At 48.2% G+C, this 22,304-nt stretch carries 8 protein-coding genes; all 8 read right to left on the bottom strand.

What is annotated here, in order from left to right; all coding sequences use genetic code 11:
• Positions 1-103 precede the first annotated feature (103 nt).
• Positions 104-3,988: a carbohydrate binding domain-containing protein gene (locus M1D30_RS01435; RefSeq protein WP_248505493.1), complete on the bottom strand. Its 3,885-nt coding sequence runs from the start codon at positions 3,986-3,988 to the stop codon at positions 104-106.
• Between the two features lie 255 nt (positions 3,989-4,243).
• Entirely contained in the window at positions 4,244-8,185 is a 3,942-nt protein-coding gene (locus tag M1D30_RS01430; protein ID WP_248505491.1) for a two-component regulator propeller domain-containing protein, read from the bottom strand.
• A gap of 446 nt (positions 8,186-8,631) precedes the next feature.
• A complete protein-coding gene (locus tag M1D30_RS01425) occupies positions 8,632-10,341 on the bottom strand; it encodes a RagB/SusD family nutrient uptake outer membrane protein (RefSeq protein ID WP_248505489.1) in 1,710 nt (569 codons plus the stop codon).
• Between the two features lie 12 nt (positions 10,342-10,353).
• Positions 10,354-13,554: a SusC/RagA family TonB-linked outer membrane protein gene (locus tag M1D30_RS01420; RefSeq protein WP_248505486.1), complete on the bottom strand. Its 3,201-nt coding sequence runs from the start codon at positions 13,552-13,554 to the stop codon at positions 10,354-10,356.
• 2 nt (positions 13,555-13,556) lie between these two features.
• Positions 13,557-15,203 carry a fasciclin domain-containing protein gene (locus M1D30_RS01415; RefSeq protein ID WP_248505484.1) on the bottom strand — a complete coding sequence of 549 codons (1,647 nt, stop codon included), beginning with the start codon at positions 15,201-15,203 and terminating at the stop codon, positions 13,557-13,559.
• Between the two features lie 30 nt (positions 15,204-15,233).
• Positions 15,234-17,210, bottom strand: a complete 1,977-nt coding sequence (locus M1D30_RS01410) for a fasciclin domain-containing protein (RefSeq protein WP_248505483.1) — start codon at positions 17,208-17,210, stop codon at positions 15,234-15,236.
• A 28-nt stretch (positions 17,211-17,238) separates the two neighbouring features.
• Positions 17,239-18,963 (bottom strand): RagB/SusD family nutrient uptake outer membrane protein, encoded by a 1,725-nt coding sequence (locus tag M1D30_RS01405; RefSeq protein ID WP_248505481.1) that lies wholly within the window; start codon positions 18,961-18,963, stop codon positions 17,239-17,241.
• A gap of 27 nt (positions 18,964-18,990) precedes the next feature.
• Positions 18,991-22,299 carry a SusC/RagA family TonB-linked outer membrane protein gene (locus M1D30_RS01400; RefSeq protein ID WP_248505479.1) on the bottom strand — a complete coding sequence of 1,103 codons (3,309 nt, stop codon included), beginning with the start codon at positions 22,297-22,299 and terminating at the stop codon, positions 18,991-18,993.
• Between the last annotated feature and the right edge of the window lie 5 nt (positions 22,300-22,304).

Here is a 22,304-nt window from a genome sequence, read left to right as displayed (position 1 = left end):
ACACATTATCACGTCTCATTTTCTTTTCAATACGTAACAAAGAAGGTGGGCAAGCATACCGCTGTATGCCTGCCCACCCATGTTTTATATGAAAAGAAAGTTTTTATTTCTTAACTACCTTCTCAATACGAACGGTACCGTCAGTCATGTATTTCTTCACAATCTGGATACCCTTGTTAGCCGAAACGATGCGACGTCCGTTCAGGTCGTAGAGCTCAACGCCACGAACACGAGCCTCGCGAACATTGTCGACGGGAGCCAACTCACCAATCACCTCGTTGTATGCAGCAGCATAGTCGGCATTGGTCTTGTTAGACATCAACAGACGAACATCGTTGAAGAACGTGTGAGAGCTAGAACCTGCGTTAACACCGATGGTAAGAACACCGTCTGTTACAACAACTTCCTCGATCATCAAAGGATTGTTACCAGTTGCGAAGGGGAATGCCTGTCCGATGTGAGTAACATCAACAGTTGCTGCGAAGTTCAGATCGCGATCCTCCTCATTGGGTTCCTCACCCTCTTCTACGGGCTCTACAGCAGGAGTGTCAGAAAGCTTAACGAAAGCGAAGCTACCCTCAAGGTTACCCTCGTTGCCATCGCCACCATCACGCTCACCGAAGCCATACTTAATGGTGTAAACACCAGCGGGCAGGTCAGTAACAGTCTGCTCTACGCGATAACCGCTACCCCATGTCTGGAACATGCAGTCCTCAGCAACACCTGCAACGTTCTTGGGCTGACCCCAACCAACAGTAAGACCTGGCTTGCTGAAGCCCTCAGGAGTAGTCCATCCAGGAACATTCTCAGCAGTGAAGTCCATGTTAGGCAGCTGCTTATAGGTGTTGGGGTTCTTCACGAACACAGTCATATCGTAAGAAGGAACAACCTCCTCCTCAGTAGTCTCGTCGATGGTGGTAGCAAACAGTTTGCTATCAGCATTCTTCAGATCAGAATAGAGGAGCTGCTTGATTCTCAGCTTAACAACATTAGCCAGAGCATCGTCGTCAACCAGACAGGTGTTAGCCTCCTTAATGAATGCACTATCAACATCCAGGTTCAGAGCCTTTGACAAAGTACCAATGGTCTCAAGACCCAGACGCAGACGGTCGAACAGAACAGCCACACCAGTAGCCTTACCACCATTTGCACTCTCAGGAGCAGAAACGCCCTCAGTGAAGAGCAGAGAACCCAGTGTTGCAATCTCTGTCAGTTCCTTAACAGCAACAGTCAGAGAATCCTTCTGAGTCAGCACATCAAAGCTGTAAACAAGATCAGTGGTAGGATCAGCATCGGGATCCTCAGGATCAACCTTAGAAACCCACTCGTAAGTACCATGATACTTAGCGTTGAGAGCCTTCACTTCACCATAGAGTTCAGTAGCATTGAACTTAGAAACCTCGTTTACGCGCTCAACTTCGATAGACTTCTTAATCTGAGTATCGTAGTTGTCGCAGAGTGAACGGTGATCCTTCAGAGCAGCGGTCAGAGCATCCAGCTCAGCAGCAGCATTCTGGAACTTAGAAGGAGCAGTATAGCTGCTCTTCTCAGCCTCGTACTTGATAACAGCGGCATTCAGTGCACTGTAATCAACACCAGCATAGCGAGGTGCAGAGTTTGCATTCAGAGCAGACTTAGCATTAGCCAGAGCGGTGTTCAGCAACTGAGTCTCCTCAATACCCATTGTGCTGGGGATGTACTTCATCTCGACGTTAGCAAGGATAACCTCATTGAAGCCACCTACGCTCCAACGCAGCAAGTAGTTGTCTGTTACTGCAGGAGTGAAGTCGATTGTTGTAAAGGTAGAACCAGTAACTGCATTCTGACTACCATTGACGTTAGGAGTATTATTGATAGTCTTTGTCAGATAAGCCTCAGCCTCCAAATCGGCAGGATTCAGAATAGAGAAGGTCATTGAAGAACCATTGTCCTTCCACATGCAAGAGTTGAAGGTGATTCTATATTTCTTACCACCCTCGAGTTGGAGTGCGTAACCCTCCATAGCACCATACTGTACATAACCCTCACGGAAGTAGAGACCCTTCAAGAAGTCACCACCCTCGCCGAAGTTAAACATACGTGAGCCAGAACCGTAGGTAGACTCGTAAGTACGCTCCTCTTCACCGAACTTCACATTGTAGCCTTCGGGGATACCACCAGCCTCACAAGTAGCGAAGGTGTTGGCAACAACATCCTTAATGGTGTCGTTGGGATTCACCTCAACCTGGCCAATATAGAATGAGTACTCGTACTCACCAAACTCCAGGTCATTTAAGCGAGCCTCAGGATATACCTTATCAAGCTTAATAGTATATGTGCCTGTAGACAGGTCAGCATCACCCTGACGAGTCAGCACAATCTTCTCAGAGCAAATAATCTTAGCGCCCTTAGAAGTAGTCTTCTCAACGGGCTCAACAGGAGTGATAGTCATCTTCTGACCATTCAGGGTAGCCACCATATTGGTGCAATCAGCAAGCTTATCGAAAGTAACGTTGAAGTTCTTCAGACTGTTGGGCAGGTTGAATGAACCCTGCTCAGGATCAGACTCAATAATAATAGGTGTTACCATGATATAGGCATAAGAGTCCATGTAATCGAAAGAAAGATCCTCGTTCAGAGTAGCCTCACCATCATAGTTAGCCACATCCTGACCCTCAACAGCAGCAGAGGTGTAAACCAGGTGGTAGGCAGGATCGCTGGGGTTTGTAAACTTCACCTCAACCTTATTTCCATCAATATTCTCCTCAAGGAAAATGTAGAAACGACCATCAGCAAAGCCCTCTACAGAAGTAATAGCGCCTTCTTCAAGAACCTCACCATCAACAGTCACCTTAACACAGTTCTTGGGGAAAAGCAGACGGGGCTTGCCTGTAGCCTTCACCAAAGCAGGGATATTGGTATCGAAACCAAAGTCAATCTTAATAAAGTCCTCACAGTATTCTACCATTGTACCGAGCTTATAAACCTCGAATACGATGTTGTCGAAATAATAGTTGTTAGCACCAGGATGAGAATCATCGTTCAGGTTGAAAGCAACAGAAAGGAACTTCTTATCGTCCTTAGACTGATCGGCAGTAACAGTACCTTCCTTCTCGAAGGTCTTCCAATCGGTATCAAATTCAAGATTTCCAAAGAGATCGTAGTGGATATAATCACCAGGCTCAGCATGTGCCTGAGTAGCTACGGTAGCAGCCTCATCAGCACGATAGTCGAAGCTTACGCGATACTTAGTACCTGCGGGTACGGGCTCATTAAAGCGGAACCAGAACTGGTTGTCCCAAGGATCCTTTGTCTTGTCGCCAGCAGCCACAACAATACCACGGCTACCATCAACACCAACCTCATCCTGAATCTCAGAAGCCAGTACAGTACCAGCGTCGTCGCCAGTGTTCAACTTAGTAAAGAAGCTGCTATTGTCTTCACCTTCCATGTTACTATTGTTAATCAGGTTGTTCCAACCTACAGAAACAACAGCACCAGCAGCCTTCTCGAGCTCCATCTTCGTTACGGTAACATTGGCCCAATTGGCACCCTTAATACAGTGCAGGTGACAGAAGCCCTTGTCCTTAACGATAGCCTTCAGGTCAACAACATAAGTGTTGTCACCTTCTTTAGAGAAGTACTTAGCAGACCAACCTTCCTTAGTATTATCAATCAGGTGAGACTCTGCTTCGGTAGCATTCCACTGACCCTCATCAACGTCACGGTTGAGGAGGAAACGAGGAGAACCTTCTGTCACCTCGACAATCAACTTGGTGTAAGCCGACAGGTCAGCATAGTTAATTACACTGGGATCGCCATAAGGCAAGTCTGTGGGTTCATCAAGAACCCACGCGCAAGTGGCATCACTGGTGCTCTTGGCATCAGCGGTCCAGCCATCCCACACACAGAAAGGTACATCCTGAAGGGACACCTTCTCTGCGTTTGCAGTTGTCACGCCAAGCACCATCAGTACCAGCGCGAACATCATGCGGAAAGTTTTGTTCATTTGCAATAAAGTTAGTTAATAAAATATTTATAATAATGTGATTTTTTCGGTTGCAAAGATAAAATGTTTGTCTGAAACGCACTTTTTGGGGCGTTTCATTGTGTTTTTTTTTTGTAACATTTGAAAAACGCAACAAATAGAAAAACTAACGAGACAAACGGCAATATTACCCTATTAAGACCAAAACAATACGTATAATGGCCATAATCATGCTGATTACGGCCATTATACGCTATAAATAACAGTGTTTAATGCTTATTCTGAGTCGCCCTCTCCCTCTTGTTCGGCATACTCTGAAGGAGCTATACCAAAGTGTTTGCGGAAGATGGTGGAGAAGTGGGCCAGGTTCGAGAAGCCAACGGTATAAGCCACCTGGGTAACGTTGACCTTCTGTTCGCGCAGCAGACGAGCTGCCTGTTCCAAGCGGATGTTTCGTATAAACTCGCTGGTGGATATACCGGTAAGTTCCTTCATCTTGCGATGCAACTGTGCACGACTGATACCAACCTCCTGTGTCAGCATGTCAACATTGAAGTCACTGTTCGACAGGTTTCTGTTCACCGACTTCATGATGCGCTCCATGAGCAGTTCATCATTACCCTTCACCTCAACAGTCTCAACCTTGTCGGCTTGTTGCTGAGCACCACTGTATTTCCCCTTCAAGCGCTGACGCGTCTGAATCTGGTTCTCAATAACCATGTGAAGTTCCTCCAGTTCGAACGGCTTAGCCAGATAGGCATCGGCACCACGTTCCAGACCTTCCAGTCGATGTGCCACATCAGACATTGACGTCAGCATGATGACAGGTACATGCGACACCTTGACGCTCGTCTTAATCATGCGCAGCATGGTGAAGCCATCCATCTCGGGCATCATCACATCACTCACCACTACATCGTAGTTGCCTGCGAGCAGTTCCTTGATACCTTCCTTACCATTTGAGCAAACCGTAAACTTATAGTATTTGCCCAACTCGGTAGAGATATAACGGCCAATCTCTGCATCATCATCAACGATAAGCACACGATGTTTCGTGCCCGACTTAGCAGGCGCTGCTGCAGGTGCAGGCTCAATCACCTCAATCTCCTCCGGTGTATCATCAATCTCATTAGGCGACAGATGACCATTACCCAGAGGCAGGCACACCTCAAAGACTGCACCGCTCTCACCCTTGCGGTTGTGAGCCTCGATGGAACCATGGTGCATATCCACAATCATCTTACAGAGGTTCAGACCAATACCCGTTCCTGCAATATGCAGGCGACGTGAGTTACTGCCCTGGTAGAAACGCTCAAATATATGCTTCAGGTTCTCACTGTCAAGACCCTGTCCACTGTCTAACACCTGAAGAATGGCTTGATGGTCATTCTGTGAGAGCCGGATTTCCACACTACCTCCATCATAACTATACTTAAAAGCATTGGACAACAGATTAGTAATCACCTTATCAAACTGACTGCGGTCAATCCATATATCGAGCGAGTCCATGTCATGCTTAAAGGTGAACGTGATGTTGTGCTCGCGAGCATTATACTCGAACATCTTATAGATACTCTGGGTATAGGCCACAAGGTCGGTCTTCTGACAATGCAACTGCATCTGCTGCTTATCAATCTTACGCACATCCAGAATTTGGTTAACCAAGTTCAGGATTCGCTTGGCGTTGCGGTCAATGGTATCGATGTCTCGCAGTGCGTCAGGATTCTCATCGCCAATATGACGTTTCAGATTGGCCAACGGACTCATGATGAGTGTTAGCGGTGAACGGATATCGTGGGTTGCATTTATCAGGAACTTCATCTTGTCCTCGTTCAATTGCTCATGCGTATGACGACGATAGGCAAGGAACACATAAACACCCAGAATCAGCAGGATTGTAAAATAAATAATGTAGGCCAACGTCGTGCGATACCAAGGCGCACGGATCGTTACCACAACGACCTTCTCGGGGGTATACTCATTACCCTGCTGGGCACGAACCTCAATCCGATAGGTACCTGGCTGCAGATGACTCAACGTAAAGTCATTAACCCCCGCACTATTGCGAATCCATTCACCACCATTGACACGATACTCGTATGTCACATTCATGGGGTTATCGAAATTCATCTGAGAAAAACAGAGGGTAATGGTATGGTCCAGATAACTAAGAGTAAAATGGTCACTCTGACTGACAGGCACCTCCGTGATACGGACACCATTCAGCACGGTACGGGTATTAACGCCCTGACCGCTGACGAGGAAGGCTGTCAACTGCAGGGGAGCCAACGAGGGGTTGGCCGCATTAACGTTCTTTGGTTCGAAGACGGTCAGTCCGTCATTATGTCCAAAGAACACCATGTCGTCATTAGTGTGCATACCTACACCATATAAGAACTCCTTCTGAACAAGACCATTGCCATTGATATGGCCAATGAAGCTATGGCAAGACTGCTTATACTGCCATATGCCCTGAGACGTAGAGCACCACAGGTCACCGTTATTCGACTGAACAATATAGCAGATAGCCTTATTGGCAAGCTGATCACTACCAGGGAAGCGCTCCACACGACGAGAATGACGATCATAGAGATAGAGTCCCTGTTCTGTGCCTATAGCAATACAGCCATCAAGAGAACGACCATCAGCCAGATTACCGCTGTGCAATTCGCACACATCGAAGCAGACAACACCATCCAGCTGAGAGTTCCATCCCTGCGAGCGGAAGCTGTCTGTACGGGGATCATAGCATGAGACACCCGAAGAGGTGGCCATCCAGATATATCCTCTATTATCACTCGACATGCCCATGATCCAGTTATTACACAACCAACCACGCACAGAATCACGCTCAGAGAAATTCCGATTGCGCAGGCTGCCTGTCTCTGGATCATAGATACAGAAGCCTCGCGAGAAGGTAGAGATATAAATTCGGCCCTTATCATCGCTGGTCATATCATTAAAGCGGTCGCAGTCGAAGGTCACCTTCAACTGATAGCGGCCTGTCTGAGGGTCATAAGCAAAAAGACCATCATCAGTACCCACCCAGAAACGCTTCTGTTTATCACGGAAGATAAACTCGACAGCCTCAGGTGCTGACGGATGAGCCGCCACGTGTCCGTGCTTATTAAAGCCATAGATACCAACACCCTGAACAGTGCACCATACCATGCCCTCATCACCTTCGCACACAGACGAGATACATGAACCAAGACTAATGCCCTGTGACTGGAAACTCCAGTTGTTGAAGTCAACCGGACGCAAAGGCACCATCAGCAAGCCCTTACGGTGGCAGCCCAGCCAAAGGTTACCACCACGGTCGCTCATCACGCAATTAATCTTAGCAGTATTAGGGTCAACACCCGCCGCATCAATCTCTACATGTTCCAATCTACGCGAGGCATTCAAAGCCAAACGATAAAGACCTTGTCCGCGCGTACCTATATATATAGATCCGTCGCCAGTCATGGTAGCATGATTAAACACAGCCTCTTTCTTTGCTGCCACACCAAGGTCGATATCAGAAACAGCCATCTGACCGTTATGGTAAGACATCAATCCGTGGAGACATACCACCAGAAGCTCATCGCCATACTCTACGAAAGCCTGCGGATTTCCCACAGCAGAATGAAACACCTTTCTCTTCTTGCCATCATACATCACAATGGCATCGTCGAAACCACTTTTCCAAAGACGGCCACGAGAGTCCTCAAAGAAACGGCTAAAGAACTGGTCGCTGGGATCAAAAGCCACCTCCTTCATCTTACCGTCTGAACCGACAGAGAACACGCCGTAACCAGCCGTACCCACCATAATTACACCATCCTTACGTCGCTGAATGATACTCGACACACGAGGATGCAGGTTTTTAGGGAAGGGATAATGCACAAAGGTCTCGGTTGCCGGATCAAAACGATCCAGACCGCGATTGGTTCCTACCCACAGACGACCATCCTTATCGCAAAACAGCGTAACCACCACATTGACATTGATTGACGATGGATCTTTGTCATCGTGAAGATAATAAGCAAAGCGATAGCCGTCGAACTTATTCAGTCCGTAGTCTGTAGCAACCCATACAGATCCCATCTGGTCCTGACATAGGTCAGAAACAAGACTACTTGAGAAACGATCGGAAGGAAAGAACTGAGCAGCCTGGCCAAAAATCGACCCTGCATACAGTATGGTTAAAAGGAGTAATAGTATAGTACGTCTCATTCTGTTATGGCAAAATTTTTATAAATGTGGGGCAAAATTACAAAAAAAAACAAAAGATGAACTTTTTGTTAAGTATAATTATGTTTTCTTTATGTCTCACGTACAATTTTGTGAGACAAATACGATAAAAACACATCATTTTTAGCAAAAACACACCAAAAACACAATCAAAAATGAAACATGCACAAAAAAGACACAAAAAAACAGCTGCCTATATTCACATACGGGCAGCCGCTTTCATTAGTTTACCATAACTAATATACTACAAAACTAAAATCCAACTACTAACTATAACTATAAAATGAATCACTACTAATTTTTGCTCTTAATCACAGTGCAAAGATACGCACTTTATGTGTAATTCACTATCTCTTATGTTTCAGTTGTTTTCACTTTTGGATAATATTGCCATAAAAATAGGACTTTTTTCGCTTTCTTGTCACATTTTACTGTGGAAGAGGTAAAAACCAATTGTTTTTGTCCATCAACAGCGCACGGAGTGAAACATTCAAGTCTCCACCACGATTGGCAATACGATCGGCCAGATATGAGGCATCACGACCAGGACGCGAAGCCACGCGAACCAAATCGAAGAAGCGATTACCCTCGAAAGCACCCTCCAAAGCCATCTCGTTGACAATCAAATCCTCAACCAATGGAATCTGATAATTGATGGTGTCCTGACGACTGTTCAAGGCCGCGGCAGGCATTGGCATCACATAATAAGCATTGCATTCGCTGTCGCCAGAACCTCTAGAGTGAATACCACGCGTATTCTCGAAGGTAAAGAAAGCAGGCGAGAAGCTAATCAAGTCGCCAGCAGCGTCCTGCTCTTCCTTGTCAATCTTACCAAGATTATCATTACAGAGACCATACTTCAGCACTGCAAAGGCCGACTGCGGATAGCCAGCCCTATTCAAAGCCTCGGCATAACGCAGATAAACCATCGGACTACGATAAGTCATGATACGGCTACCTACAACCTTATATATTCTCTGATAGAACGATGATCTCTCAGAATAAGCATCCTGTCCACTCAAAGCATTCAGTTTGTAGTTAGAATGAAGTCGCAAGTCGCCAACAAAAGTCTCATCATACATATCCGTACGAGGCGCATAAAGCGTATCGATGGTCGTAGAAGACTCTGCCTTATACTTAATGCAATAAATCTGATCGGCAGAGAGTCGGTACATACCACGCGACGGAACGAGCTGATAATAATAGTTGTTCTTCACCGTAGAGCTGAAGATATTCTCCAGATCACTCACATGACCATTGAACACCTGCTCCTCCATGGGGATATAGCTCAGCATCTCGTCACTGGTCCAGATGCTATAGGGATCACTGATATGACTCTCATCAAAAGAAGATACCGTAGACCAGGTGATGCGATTATTATACTCCATCACGACAGGATTCTCTCTGTCGTTCAGATAGTCATGATACCAACGAGCAGCCTCCTCGTATTTCTCAGCCCACAGACAAAGATCGCCCAGGAGCGCCTTCATGGGGATGAAATAATAGTCGGAGTTCTTACCATCGATAGTGCCGAAGTTAGGATGTTCCACATCAGCATAGGGAGTCAGGTCATCGATAAACGTGTTACACACGGCCTTGATGTCGCTGCGCTGAAGCGCCATGGCCTCACGCGCCTCACGCTCGGTCATCATAGGAGTGAGCACCAGAGGCACCTGACCATAAGCCTTGACCAGTTCAAGATAGGTCCAGGCACGGAAAGCCTTCACAGCAGCATACTCCTCTCTGAACACATAACGTCCACGACGCTGCATGGCTGTATCCACATGTGCGATGTAATAGTTACAGTTGTTAATAACAGCATAGTAATCGCTCACGTGGTTATACTGATTATCTTTCGACAGTTCGAAATTAGCCAGGTTCTTCAAATCGGCCGATGCGGCATCAGTAGTAGTCACCAGGTCGCCACGTACTTCGCCAAGCAACACCGTGCGGTCGGCAATGACCTGTATCTTATTGAGGATACCCAGCACACTATAAACAGAGTCAGTAGGATGGTTCAAAGTATTGTTCTTCTCGTATTCCACGAGTTCCGAGTCTGTTTCAAGCATATCTGCACAAGCCATGAAGCTACAAGCAACACAGACAGTGCAAAGGAATCGATATATCTTATTCATCATGCCTTGAATGTTTTAGAGGTTAATATTAACGCCAAGTGAGAACGAGCGGCCAGCCGAAAGAAGACCACGGTCGATGCCCTGACAAAGGACACTTGAGCCCATGGCGCAGTCGGGGTTACTACCCAGATAGCGTGTAAGCGTAAAGAGATTGGTGGCACTGCCCCAGATAGTGATGCCCTGCAGATAAGTGCTCTGGATGGGCAGATGGTAACTCAACGTCACATTGCTGAGACGCAGATAAGAGCCATCTTCTATCCAGCGGTCGCTGAAGCGAGAGTTTCCCATCTCGTCGAGATAGCTGACGCGAGGAATATCAGTTTGCTGTCCCTCCGTGGTCCAACGGTTCTGCATCGCCGTGGTCTGATTGAGGAAGTAAGCACCACCTTCCAGCAACGAGCGCTGGTAGTTGTACACATCATTACCCAATGAATAGTTCAACACAGCCTGCAGCGTGAAGCGCTTATAGGTCAGTGTCGTGTTGATGGTACCATAGATATCGGGGTTGGGATCACCAATAACTGTGCGGTCGTTGTCGTCAATACAGCGATTGTCGTCCATATCAACAAAGCGCATATCACCACCCTGGAAATAAGCCTTCTCGCCATTCTCCTTAACAACATAATAGCCATCAGCCTTTGCAGCATCGTTTGTGGTGTACACACCTGCAGTCTTGAAGCCATAGAACAAGCCAACGGGTTGTCCCACCTTGGTCTGGATAGTAGCACCATAGATATCTGTCTCAATAGAGCCATTGTTGTTAGGAAGAGCAGTCACCTCATTCTTATAATGACCTAATGACGCACCGACTTCCCAGGTCAGGTCTTTCATGGCCAGCACCTTCCATCCCAGATGCACGTCAAAGCCTGTATTCTCGAGCTTACCATCATTACCCCAGTTCTGATCCAAGCCACTAGTCCATGCCAACTGACTCAGAGAAAGCAGATTGGAAGTCCAACTCTTAAAGAAGTTAAAGCGCACATTCACACGATTGCCAAAGAGGTTACTCTCCAAACCGGCCGTCAGTCGACGTGTGGTCTCCCACTGCAGTTCCGTATTACCGATATTACCAATCATCTTACCCGTGGCACCCTTCTCACCCAGCATACGCTTTGAAACGAAGTAAGAACGCGACGCAATATAGTCGATATCATCATTACCTGTCACATCGAAACCAGCATTCAATCGGAGGTAGTCAACACCCTTAACACCTGCAAGCCACTGCTCATTGCTCATCACCCAGGCAGCCTCAACACTGGGGAAGAGTCCCCAAACAGTATTAAACAGTTTCAGTCCGTTGGCATCCTCGCCAAAGCGTGAAGAAGCCTGTGCCGAGAAACCTGCGTTCACATAATATCGCTCAGCATAACCATAGTCGGCCAGCGCATACCAAGTAATCTCACGTGTCTGATCGTCGGCACCGCTGGTATCCTTGAAACTCAGTGAGGTCACCATATTAGGCTTTTTGTCGTTAGGAGAGTTATAACCCTTCTGACCAGTACGCGTATAGTCGGTACTCAGATAACGCACACCACCCTTCACTGTGATGTCATGTGCATGGTAGCGGTTCTGCCAGGTCAAACGTGTATCACTCTGAATCATAGTCTCGCGAGCCGTCATACTCTGCACCTCATTCTTAAGTGTTGTGTCATCGCTCAAGCCATCAACCAGGAAGGGAGGTACACCTTGAATAGGCAGATAATAGTTCTCATTCGTATTCACGAGTCCCAGCACAAAGTGTTCGCTGACATTCAGGTGCTTGTTAATCTCATACTTCGGTGTGATGGCAAAGGTCACCAAACGGTTACCAAAGGCATTTCTATTCTTTCCCTCACCGTTCTCCAGAAGACTGAGGGGGTTAGCCAAACGACCGCGTCCCTGGAACATCAAGGCATCACCATTCATCAGATAGTCATCGGCCTCAGCCAGGTAATGACTCTGTCGGCCACTGACGTCGAATGCATAAGGAGAGAGGAAGGGCGATTTTGTCAGACTCAGGAAACCAGGAGCTGTAATCACCGTGCCAAGGGGATCAACGGGAGCGCCATCATCACGCAGGTCACGGTCCACATCACTGTAAGAGGCGTCGAAACGCACATCCAGTCCCTTGGTAATCACAATGTCCGAGTTCAGTCGCATGTTGAAGCGCGAGAAATCGTTATTCTTCAACGTACTGTTACCCAGCGAGTAACCCACAGACAGGTTATACGAAGCCGCATCATCACCACCCTGAACGTTAATGCCATAGTTCTGCGAGAAAGCATTCTCGTAAACCAGGTCAGTCCAATCGGTCTGGTTGTGATACTGGTTATAATAATAATAGGTGGGCTCGTTGTTCAGGAACCTCATCTTACTCATCAAGCTAGGATTCACCTTGCCCGACAGCAACTCTGTGGCATAGAGGCGATAAGACTCGGCATCCATCATCTCAGACTGACGTGGCACCAGCTCATAGCGTCCATTGATGGTCACGTCAATCTTGGTAGCCATCGACTTATTACGCTTAGTCTTAATGACGATAACGCCATTAGCACCTTTAGCGCCATAGAGAGCCGTTCCATTCTTGAGCACCTGAACCGACTCAATATCATTCACGTTCAGGTTAGCCAGCAGATTATTAAAATAGCCATCATGCAGCAGGTCACGCGAATACTGCATATCCATCAGCACATCGTCGATAACAACCAGGGGCTGCGCATTGGCATTCAGCGAATTGAAGCCATTGATAAACATGGTATTTCCCATACCCGCTATTCCGCTGCGACTGGCAGTGCGGACATCGCCACCCAGACGCTGAGAGATGAGCGGGTCGATACTAAACTCCGATGTATTGTCAAACTGGTTAGCCTCGGCACTCAGCACAGCCGAGGTAGCCGTCTTATAGGTAGCGCTGAAGGCGTTGCTATATAAGCGGGCATCAGCCTTTCCCTCTGCGATGGCACGCTGCTGAAGTGCATAACCATCAATGCGCATCATCACAGAACGTGTATACTCGGGCACGTGCAGTTCATAGCTACCAGTCTCGTCGGTCATGGTTGTCTGACGCTGGTTGCCATAGGCCGACACGATGACACCCGCCAAAGGCTGACCCGTAGCAGCATCGATCACCCTACCCGTCACCACCTTCATTCGGTCGGTATTAGCCTCCGTTCTTTCTTGTGCTGTCAGCGAGATGGTAGCCAACAGCATGACTACAGATATTAGATATTTCTTCATAGTTATTCGACTTTAGAGATTCGTGGACGAAGATAGATACAGTCCAGATACATCTCACGATCATACCTCGACGTCTCCTTCGCAGAAATATAGCATGTCAGGGTCACAGTGGCCTTGATGGCACTCTGATCATAGTTACAAACAGGGAAATGGAAGTTCTCTGCCAGCACAATCGTGTCAACCTTCTCAGGATCCGAGACAAAGGTTGTCTTGTTGCAGTTGAACTCCTGCATCTTACCCGTGGCATCCGCATACTTGATGGTAGCTCTGAACTTGCAAGGTCTCAAATCCGTATCATTTGCATTCGAAACAGTCTTCGGCAGCAGCACTGCACAAACATCATAGTCGGCAGCAAGGTTATTGTTCAAACGGAAGGTAATCGTCCAGTTAGCCGTACTCGTGCTGGGCACAATCTGCAGATAAGAGTCCTCCGAGATACTGTCTCCCACCTCACGACGAACATTATACGAGCAGAGCTTATCATTATACTCCGTGATAAGGTCTACCCTCTCGCCCTCCGTCCAAATAGGCTGAAGGTAGGTCTGCTCAGGTGTGAATGGCCACTCGTCAACCTTATAAAGCACACCATTACTGCAGCTAATCTTCTCGGCGCCATTCAGAATGCCGCCCTCAGCAAAAGTCTTATGGAACACATGACTGATGGGCTTGCCTGGAACATAGAGCTGTCGGCGCCAGCTGAGGTAAGGAACAGAGACAAGCGAATCCTCTGTTGAACGCTGATCTCTCAGGTTAAAGATCGCATCCGACATCAGCGCATGGGTCGTCCAATACTGCTGAATAGAGTCGTTCTTCAGCACTGACGAGTCATACACGAAATACTTTGAAGCCTCGTTCCAGGCCTTCTGCCATCCCTCGGTGTTTGGAGCCACCACCCAGTAAAGAGAGTCTTCCGCATCAATCAGACCAATTCTCTCTAACATACGGTTATACTCGTACACCACCGAGTCAACATATACGGGAACACCTTCCACGATGCCACTCGACACCGAAGCATCAGCATCGAAATAATCCTGCTCGTATTGACGAAGAACACTTCCCACGCCAGTCATCTCTGGCAGGTCGCACAGCGCCTCATACAGGTTAATCTGATAGGGAAGCGGCTTTGCTGCAACATGTATCACACCATTTCTGGCATGCACATTAGCTTCCTTCACCGTCACGCCCTGGATGGCATCGCCACCCAGCGTCACATACTTTGAGTTGAGCAGCAGCATGGTCTGCTCATCGCTTCTCAAAGACGTTGTTGAGCGTGATATATGATTCAGCACGAACGACTTCTCGACAACAGAGTCGCCCTGGTTTGTCTCAGCCAGCTTTAACAGGGAGTCACAGTTGAACGAGCCGTTCACTGGAGCCACAACGGTGAAAGACTGTCCACCATTAAGGAGGTCAGCATAGCTAACAACAGTCTTCTTGTGCATACGGAACACCTTCGTCTGCTCCAGCAGCTTACAGAACTCACTCAGCTCCTGACGACCCTGCAACTGCTGCCAAAGGGTGAGGTCACTACCCGTACTCGCGCCGCCATCGTAATGGTCGTCCCACTCTGCACAAGCAGTGAGGGCTGTTGCCACACCACAGCACAGTGCAGCGGCCACGAGATAATGCTTTATATTTATAGTCTTCATAACGATTAAATTTCTTTGATCTATATTTAATTAATGTGTATCCTCGCCCTCAGGACTTCCATAGACGCTCTTAGGACACAGTTCAATATAGTCGAACGACCAGTAACGCGTGTTGTCGTCAAGACACTGACGGAAACGCAAGTGATAGGTCTTGTCTGCACTCAATGTCTTGGTGGTCAGGATACGACGCAGCGGACTCAGCGTACGCATAGAGTCATCACCGCCGCCTGGATGCCACACATCAGTCGACTTCATATAGCCACGGTTATGCATGGCCTTGTCATTAGCCATATTCTCTTCCTCATCATCCGTATCAGGAACAGCACCAATGCTGGGATCACCGCCATAGACACGCAGGTCAATGGGAATACCGCATGGCTCATTCTCCAGATACACCTGAACCACACCACGCTCATCACCAGGCGTATAACCCAGGCGGATCTCGTAGGTGCCCGATGGAACGGGAGGCAACTTAAAGGTTACGTCGAACAGACCACTGACGCAGACGGCATTAGCCTGATAAGAGTGCCAGTAATCCACATCGCTATGTACACCTACAAACGTCTCCTTACTTGTCACCCAGTCGGAAATATAACCATTCTTAAATCCTGTCAGGATATCCTCGCCGTAACGGCCACGACCATTACAGTTCATAAAATCAGGACTCAGCACTGTGGCATCAATACGAATACGGCGGTTCAGCACCACATCACGAACCTCAGGCGTATAAGCCAGGATATCATCCAGATAGTGATAAACGCCATTGATGGCATTCTGGTCAACAGAGCCAGATTCCGAGGGAGAAAGTACCTTAACGCCACGAACAAAGAAGCCGCGATCCTTTCTCTCACCCACACCACGACGGTTGATATACAGGCCAGAGGCAGGACCAGCGAAACGTACGATGGTGCCTGGACACATGGTCTCGTAATACTCCTCAGGGTCAATCAGCTTGGTGTCGAGACAGCGCTCACGGATAGTACCAGACACCACCCAGCTGTTGTACTGTCCCACACGGTTCAGCAGGTGATAGCTCACAAAACGGTTAAGCGGGTTCTTACGGTGATGAGGGTCATTGTCGTAAAGACCAGCATCCTCCGGATAAGTCTCATCATATACCTTCTTGGCATATTTCTGCAAATCCTCGATGGTATAGATACCATGTCTGTGGAACACCGAGTCGGGCTCAACAAAAGCTGTATACTTAAAGTAGCGCTTACCCACCCAGAAGGTGCGGGTGTACTGCTGACTACCACTGGTACAGCGCTCCATCGTACCCGTATTCACAGAATCCTCACCACAGTAATAGGTCTCATCCATGTTCTTCATCAGAGAATCACACATACCCGTCATCTTCAGGGCCTGCGAGAACAAGGTGAGAATAGAGTCCTCCGCAATCTTGTCGGGCAGCATCAGACTGCTCGACGAGATGGTGTTGTCCAACACATGCACCACACCATTGGTCACAGAGTCATCGCGCTCAATGATACGAGAATTCTTATTGATATAATAGATAATCTTATTATTGTTGTTCACGTCAGAATCACTTGACAAGACAATATAAGAATCATCCATGTTCAACTCAGGCAGTGCACCCTCGCTAACATCCGTGGTAAAGAAAGCACCTTTCTTAATAATATGCGTGCGAACCAGCGTGTCACAGGTGGCTGCAGGGATATCATAGATGCTGGCATAGCCCATACGCTTCAGATAGTTGTCCACACCATCGTTGGTAGGTGCGAACACTGTATACTTCAGCAAACCAGCCGAGCTGTATGTACCATAGGTTGACAGCATCGAGAAGTAAGGCGTACGTTTCAGCAGGGCGATAAACTCGCTGAACTGCTCAGGACGCTCCTCCAGGAACTGGGCGGCCGTCAGCTTCGTTGACGAGTAATAGTTCTCAGGAACATTATCGTCGTTGTCAACACACGATGTGATGACCGTGGCAAAGCCGCAGAACAGCAGGCCTGCCATGAGGAAATGTTTTATGCTATTGGTTATCATTGTTCTATACTCTTAAATCCAAAATCCATTACTTTGTCAACTCCGTATCCTCGCCAGTCAGGAAGGCAGGGTTCTGCTTCAGAAGCGGATTCACCTTCAGCTCACTCTTAGCATAGGGGAAATAGATGATGTTGGGATCGGCCAACTTAATCTTCAGCGCATTGACATTCTCCTGATACTTACGTGTCACCAGGTTCACCAAACGCGTATTCTTACCGTCACGACGTGCCAGTCGAACCAGGTCATACCAGCGCTTACCCTCAAACAGGAACTCACGCTGACGTTCTGCGATGAGCAGATCCTCCATAGCAGCTTTCGAGTCGATATAGTCGGTCTTCTTCAGCGTACTGCTACGCGTACCGCCAACAGCATCATTGGCGCGCTTGTTCACAATGTCAATCAAAGCAAAAGCCTTGTCGAAGTCATCACCCTGACCGCGCTCTATCAAAGCCTCAGCCTTGATCAGCAACATATCACTCAGACGATAGATAATCCAGTTGGCATAAGCCTCAGACTCTGAGCGGAGGGTCTTGGAAAGTGCCAGGTCCTTCTCAGTGCTGGGTACAGGGTTTGTTCTGTACGACACATTTGTTCTGACATACTTACAGATGGTGTAGCGTGAGCCCGACAACTCGCCGCCCTCATAGGCACGGCCATCGGTTTTCTTAAACAGCGTGTTGCTGCCCTGTGCCACATCCTTGAACAGCAGGTCGCTGGCACTCAGGTTTCCTTGCGGCTCACGCTGGTTGCCAAAGAACTTGCTCACCATGTCGTTCTTTGTTGACTGGGGCGACTTGAAAGAAAGCTCAAAGATGCTCTCAAAAGAGTTACCCTCGCCAAAGATCTCGTTATAGGCATTACCGCAGGTTGTCATTCCCACAGGCTTTTCCAGGATCATCGGAATACTGTCAATCAGGTCGATATTATTCACATTGCCATAGAGCTGTAGCATATCATTATACTGCTGACGCTTGTAGTCGATAACCAAGTCACAATACTTGATAGCATTGTCCCACTCGCCCTTCCACAGATAGAGGTCGGCCAGCAGGGCATAAACGGCCCAACGCGTAATCTTACAAGAGTTCTGCCAAGCGCTGGGACTCTCGTCCACGAAATAACGACGAACGGCATCACCCTTGATACTCTCCAGGTCGGTAATCAGTGTGTCGAGCACCACATCAAATTTGGTGGCAGGCAGCACATAGTTCTGCCTATCATCAATACTGGGAACAGTACAGTAAGGCACGTCGCGGAACGTACGAATCAGATAGAAATAAGCCAGTGCACGAAGGGTTGTTGCCTCTGCCACATTAGCCTTCATCTCGGCCTCCGTATAGTTAGGATCAATCTTCTGCAACTGCGGTGCATAGTAACACACCGTATTACAGCGGTTGATGCACTCATAGAACTTTCCCCAGTTACAATAGGGATTAGAAGGCAGCAGACTCTCCTTCAGAATCTCGCTAAGATCGTTCGGCGTACTGGCACCGGCCTTCATATTATCACTGCGCAGCTCACCCCACACCAGCATGCGGTTCAGGGCGTCGTTGCTCTCGAGCGACTCATAGCAGCTCGTCAGCACGCTGGCAGCATCGGCTTTCTCCTTCCAGAAGTTCTCGAGCACCACCTCATTCTGAGGCTTGAGGTCCAGGAAGTCGTTGCAGGAGTTCAACAAAGGTAAAAAGGTAAGAAGGCTCAGGGGCAATACTCCTTTCACCACCTTTTGGACCTTATTATATATTGTCTTTTCCATATGTCTTTTCTGTTTTTACCTTTTTTATTAGAATTGAATAGTCACACCAGCAGTAAACGACTTAGCACGCGGTGTCTGGGCATTATCAGTAGCCGTACCGCTTATACCGCTATAGTTCACCTCAGGGTCAGAGCCAGAGTACTTGGTCAGACAGAAGAGGTTGTTAGCCGACACATACAGGCTCAACTGGTTCAGTCCCCACTTCTTGATGACCTTCTGTTCAAAAGAGTAACTGATCTGTGAGTAGTTCAGACGGATAAACGAGCCGTCCTCAACAAATCGGTCAGAAGGCAAGGCATTGTAGCCTTCATTATAAAGTGCACGAGGAATAGAGGTGATGTCGCCCTCAACACGCCAGCGCCAGTTCACGGCACGACTCTGGTTGTTGTTGTTATACATCTTCTCTACATTACGACGCGACTGGTTGATAATCTTGTTTCCATAACGGAAGTTGAACTGGTTGTTCCAAGACAGGCGTCCATAGCTCAGCTTAAAACCGAAGCCACCAGTAAACTTAGGCAGTGAAGAACCCAGGTAAACGATATCGAGTTCGTTAATCTGACCATCACTGTTCACATCCTCATAGATGGCATCGCCACCACGGAACTGATAGCTCACCGAGCCAGGGAAGTACATCATCGGCTTGGTCATGTTGTTCTCGTCAAGAATCACGTTACCGTCCTTATCGCGAGCCACAGGCGCATTAGGTCCGCTCACGCCAGGCACCTCTACAGCACTATAGTCGCTGTACTGATAGACACCCTTATAGCGGAAGCCATAGATACTACCGAAAGCAGCATTCAGTTCCACACGCGTCAGATAAGGCGCATTGTTACCACCGTTGTTGCCCGAGGCCACATACTCCTTGTTCAGGCTGGCCAGACAGGTCTCATCCATAGCGGTAATCTCGTTCTTATTGTTGGCAAACGTCACGTTGAAGTCGGCCGAGAACTTACCTGCCTTGATAATACGGTTACCATTCAGGTTGAACTCCCAACCAATGTTCTTCATGTCGCCCACGTTCTGGATGTTATACTTCGAGAAGCCAGAAGAGGTAGGCAGACCACGGTCCTTCATCAGCAGGTCGCTGGTGTACTGCCAGTACAACTCCACATTACCCGTGATGCGATCGTCGAAGAATCCGAAGTCAGTACCCAGGTTATAGGTCTCTTTCTGCTCCCACTTCAGCTTCTTCATCTGAATATTCTGCGGAGCCACACTACCTACACCCAGATAGCCGGCACCATCGTTATATTTACTATAGAACAGTCCCTCAGAGTCAGGCTGACGTCCACTGATACCCCAGCCTGGACGAACAGACAGCATAGAGACGAAAGGCAGAGCATTCTTGAACCATTCCTCCTTACCAACGTTCCAGCGGAGAGAGAACGAAGGGAAGTTACCCCAGCGCTCGTCCTCGCCAAACTTCGTACTACCGTCGCGACGAACGGTGAAGTCGGCCATATAACGTCCCTTATAGGCATAGTGTGCAGAATAGGTGAAGTAAACACTACGCCACTGTCCGCTACCTGTTGTCATGTTATCGATGATACCCTCGGCCGAGGTGCTCTGGGTAGAACCGCTGGGCAGTCCCCACAGACCCGTGTTCTGGTTAGTAGAGTTTCCACTGGTAGACTGCGCACGGAGCAGCATCGTCATGGCATGGTCTTGGTTTCTGAATGCAGGCGTAAAGGTCAGCGTATGCGTCATGGTCACACCCAAGGTCTTCGACGAAGCCGAAGTAGCTCTGTTGGCCGACGACGTCTCGTTGTTCGAGCCAGCATCATTCCATCCCTTGGTACTCAGCGACAAAGGCATGAACGTCTCGTCATAGCTATTAAAGATGTTAAACACCACCTTACCCTCATAGTTAAGGCGTGTCTCGTTATCGTCCAGACTCAGCAGGTTGTAGCGCAACTTAAACTCAGGGGCGATGTTATAGCTCGTTCCATCGTTCTTAGCCTCATAAGCCAAGGCCACAGGGTTCTTCAGGTTCAGCTGGTCGCGTCGCAACTCCGAGTGAGCCGTGGGCAGCATGCTGTAGTAGTCGTCCAGGTCGTTGCCATACTTATCCTGCTCATAGATAGAGAGGTTAGGCATGCGATTATAGGCAATAGACAGCAGGTCACCGTTGTTGCGCTTGTTCTTCGTATACGTCAGCGCGATGTTGGTCTCGATCTTGATACGGTCAGACACGAAATAGTCCAGGTTCACACGCGAGGTAAAACGGTCCAACTGCTGTTCAATGATAGAACCCGTCTCGTGGTCGTAACCAGCACCAATACGGAAGTGAGCCTTGTCGCCACCACCCGTCAGTGAGAGGTAGTGGTTCTGGCGCCATCCCACCTGCTTCACCTCCTTCAGCCAGTCGGTATTGTTGTTATACATCTCGTATTCCGAGAACGAGGGATCATAGTTAATCTCCTGGATGTTACTGGCCTCATCACTCATACGGGGATTGAAATACTCTTCTTTCAGCATCATGGTATACTCGTCACCATTCAGCATCTTATAGCCGTTGGGCTGATAGGTACCCGTCAGTCGGAAGCTATAGCTTACACGCGTAGCACCACGAGAGCCACGCTTGGTCTTAATCTCGATCACACCATTCGAGCCCTGCGAACCCCAGATGGCTGTTGCAGCAGCATCCTTCAGCACCGAGATACTCTCGATATCCTCAGGGTTCACGTTCAGCAACTCAGCAAACTTCTCCTCGTTCATGGTCGACACATCGTCGTTGATATTGGTTTCCCACACATTACCGTCGACCACAATCAGCGGCTCACTGTTACCAGTGATGGTTGAGATACCACGCAGGCGCATGGATGTGCCCTTACCCAGGTCACCGCCAGCCACGATATCCAAACCGGCGATACGTCCTTGCAGGGCCTCGTCGACCGTGGTCATTGAGAGACCCTCAAACTCTGACATGCTGATGCTCTGCTGAGAGGTAGAGATCTCGTCGACAGGAATAGAAAGTCCTGAACCATGTGTACGTTTCTTCTGTGTGATAACCACATCGTCGATCATCGTATCGTCCTGCAGGTGAATATTAAAATGTGTCTTGTTGAAAGGCAGCATCACCTTTTTATAACCTACATACGAGATACTCAGCTTATCCTTAGGGTTCTTCAGTCGGAAAGAGAAGTTTCCACTCATATCAGTCACGGCAGCGGCCACGATACGATTCGACGCATCGAGCTCCACCACGTTCGCTCTCATCACAGGACCGAAGTCGTCTGTCACCGTTCCACTAATCACATCACCCGCTTTCTGGGCATGAGCAGTCATCAGGAAACTAAAAAATGAAAATATAATAATACCTAATCGTTTCATAACTG

This window comes from Prevotella sp. E15-22, from assembly GCF_023204875.1.
Lineage (GTDB): Bacteria > Bacteroidota > Bacteroidia > Bacteroidales > Bacteroidaceae > Prevotella.
The sequence above is the reverse complement of the archived record's forward strand: the minus strand, read 5'-3'. Positions and strand labels throughout refer to the sequence as shown.

Excerpts from the sequence above, each read along its gene's own strand:
- M1D30_RS01430 (WP_248505491.1), bottom strand. The coding sequence starts at position 8,185 with ATGAGACGTACTATACTATTACTCCTTTTAACCATACTGTATGCAGGG.
- M1D30_RS01405 (WP_248505481.1), bottom strand. The coding sequence starts at position 18,963 with ATGGAAAAGACAATATATAATAAGGTCCAAAAGGTGGTGAAAGGAGTA.
- M1D30_RS01420 (WP_248505486.1), bottom strand. The coding sequence starts at position 13,554 with ATGAAGAAATATCTAATATCTGTAGTCATGCTGTTGGCTACCATCTCG.
- M1D30_RS01400 (WP_248505479.1), bottom strand. The coding sequence starts at position 22,299 with ATGAAACGATTAGGTATTATTATATTTTCATTTTTTAGTTTCCTGATG.
- M1D30_RS01410 (WP_248505483.1), bottom strand. The coding sequence starts at position 17,210 with ATGATAACCAATAGCATAAAACATTTCCTCATGGCAGGCCTGCTGTTC.
- M1D30_RS01425 (WP_248505489.1), bottom strand. The coding sequence starts at position 10,341 with ATGATGAATAAGATATATCGATTCCTTTGCACTGTCTGTGTTGCTTGT.
- M1D30_RS01415 (WP_248505484.1), bottom strand. The coding sequence starts at position 15,203 with ATGAAGACTATAAATATAAAGCATTATCTCGTGGCCGCTGCACTGTGC.
- M1D30_RS01435 (WP_248505493.1), bottom strand. The coding sequence starts at position 3,988 with ATGAACAAAACTTTCCGCATGATGTTCGCGCTGGTACTGATGGTGCTT.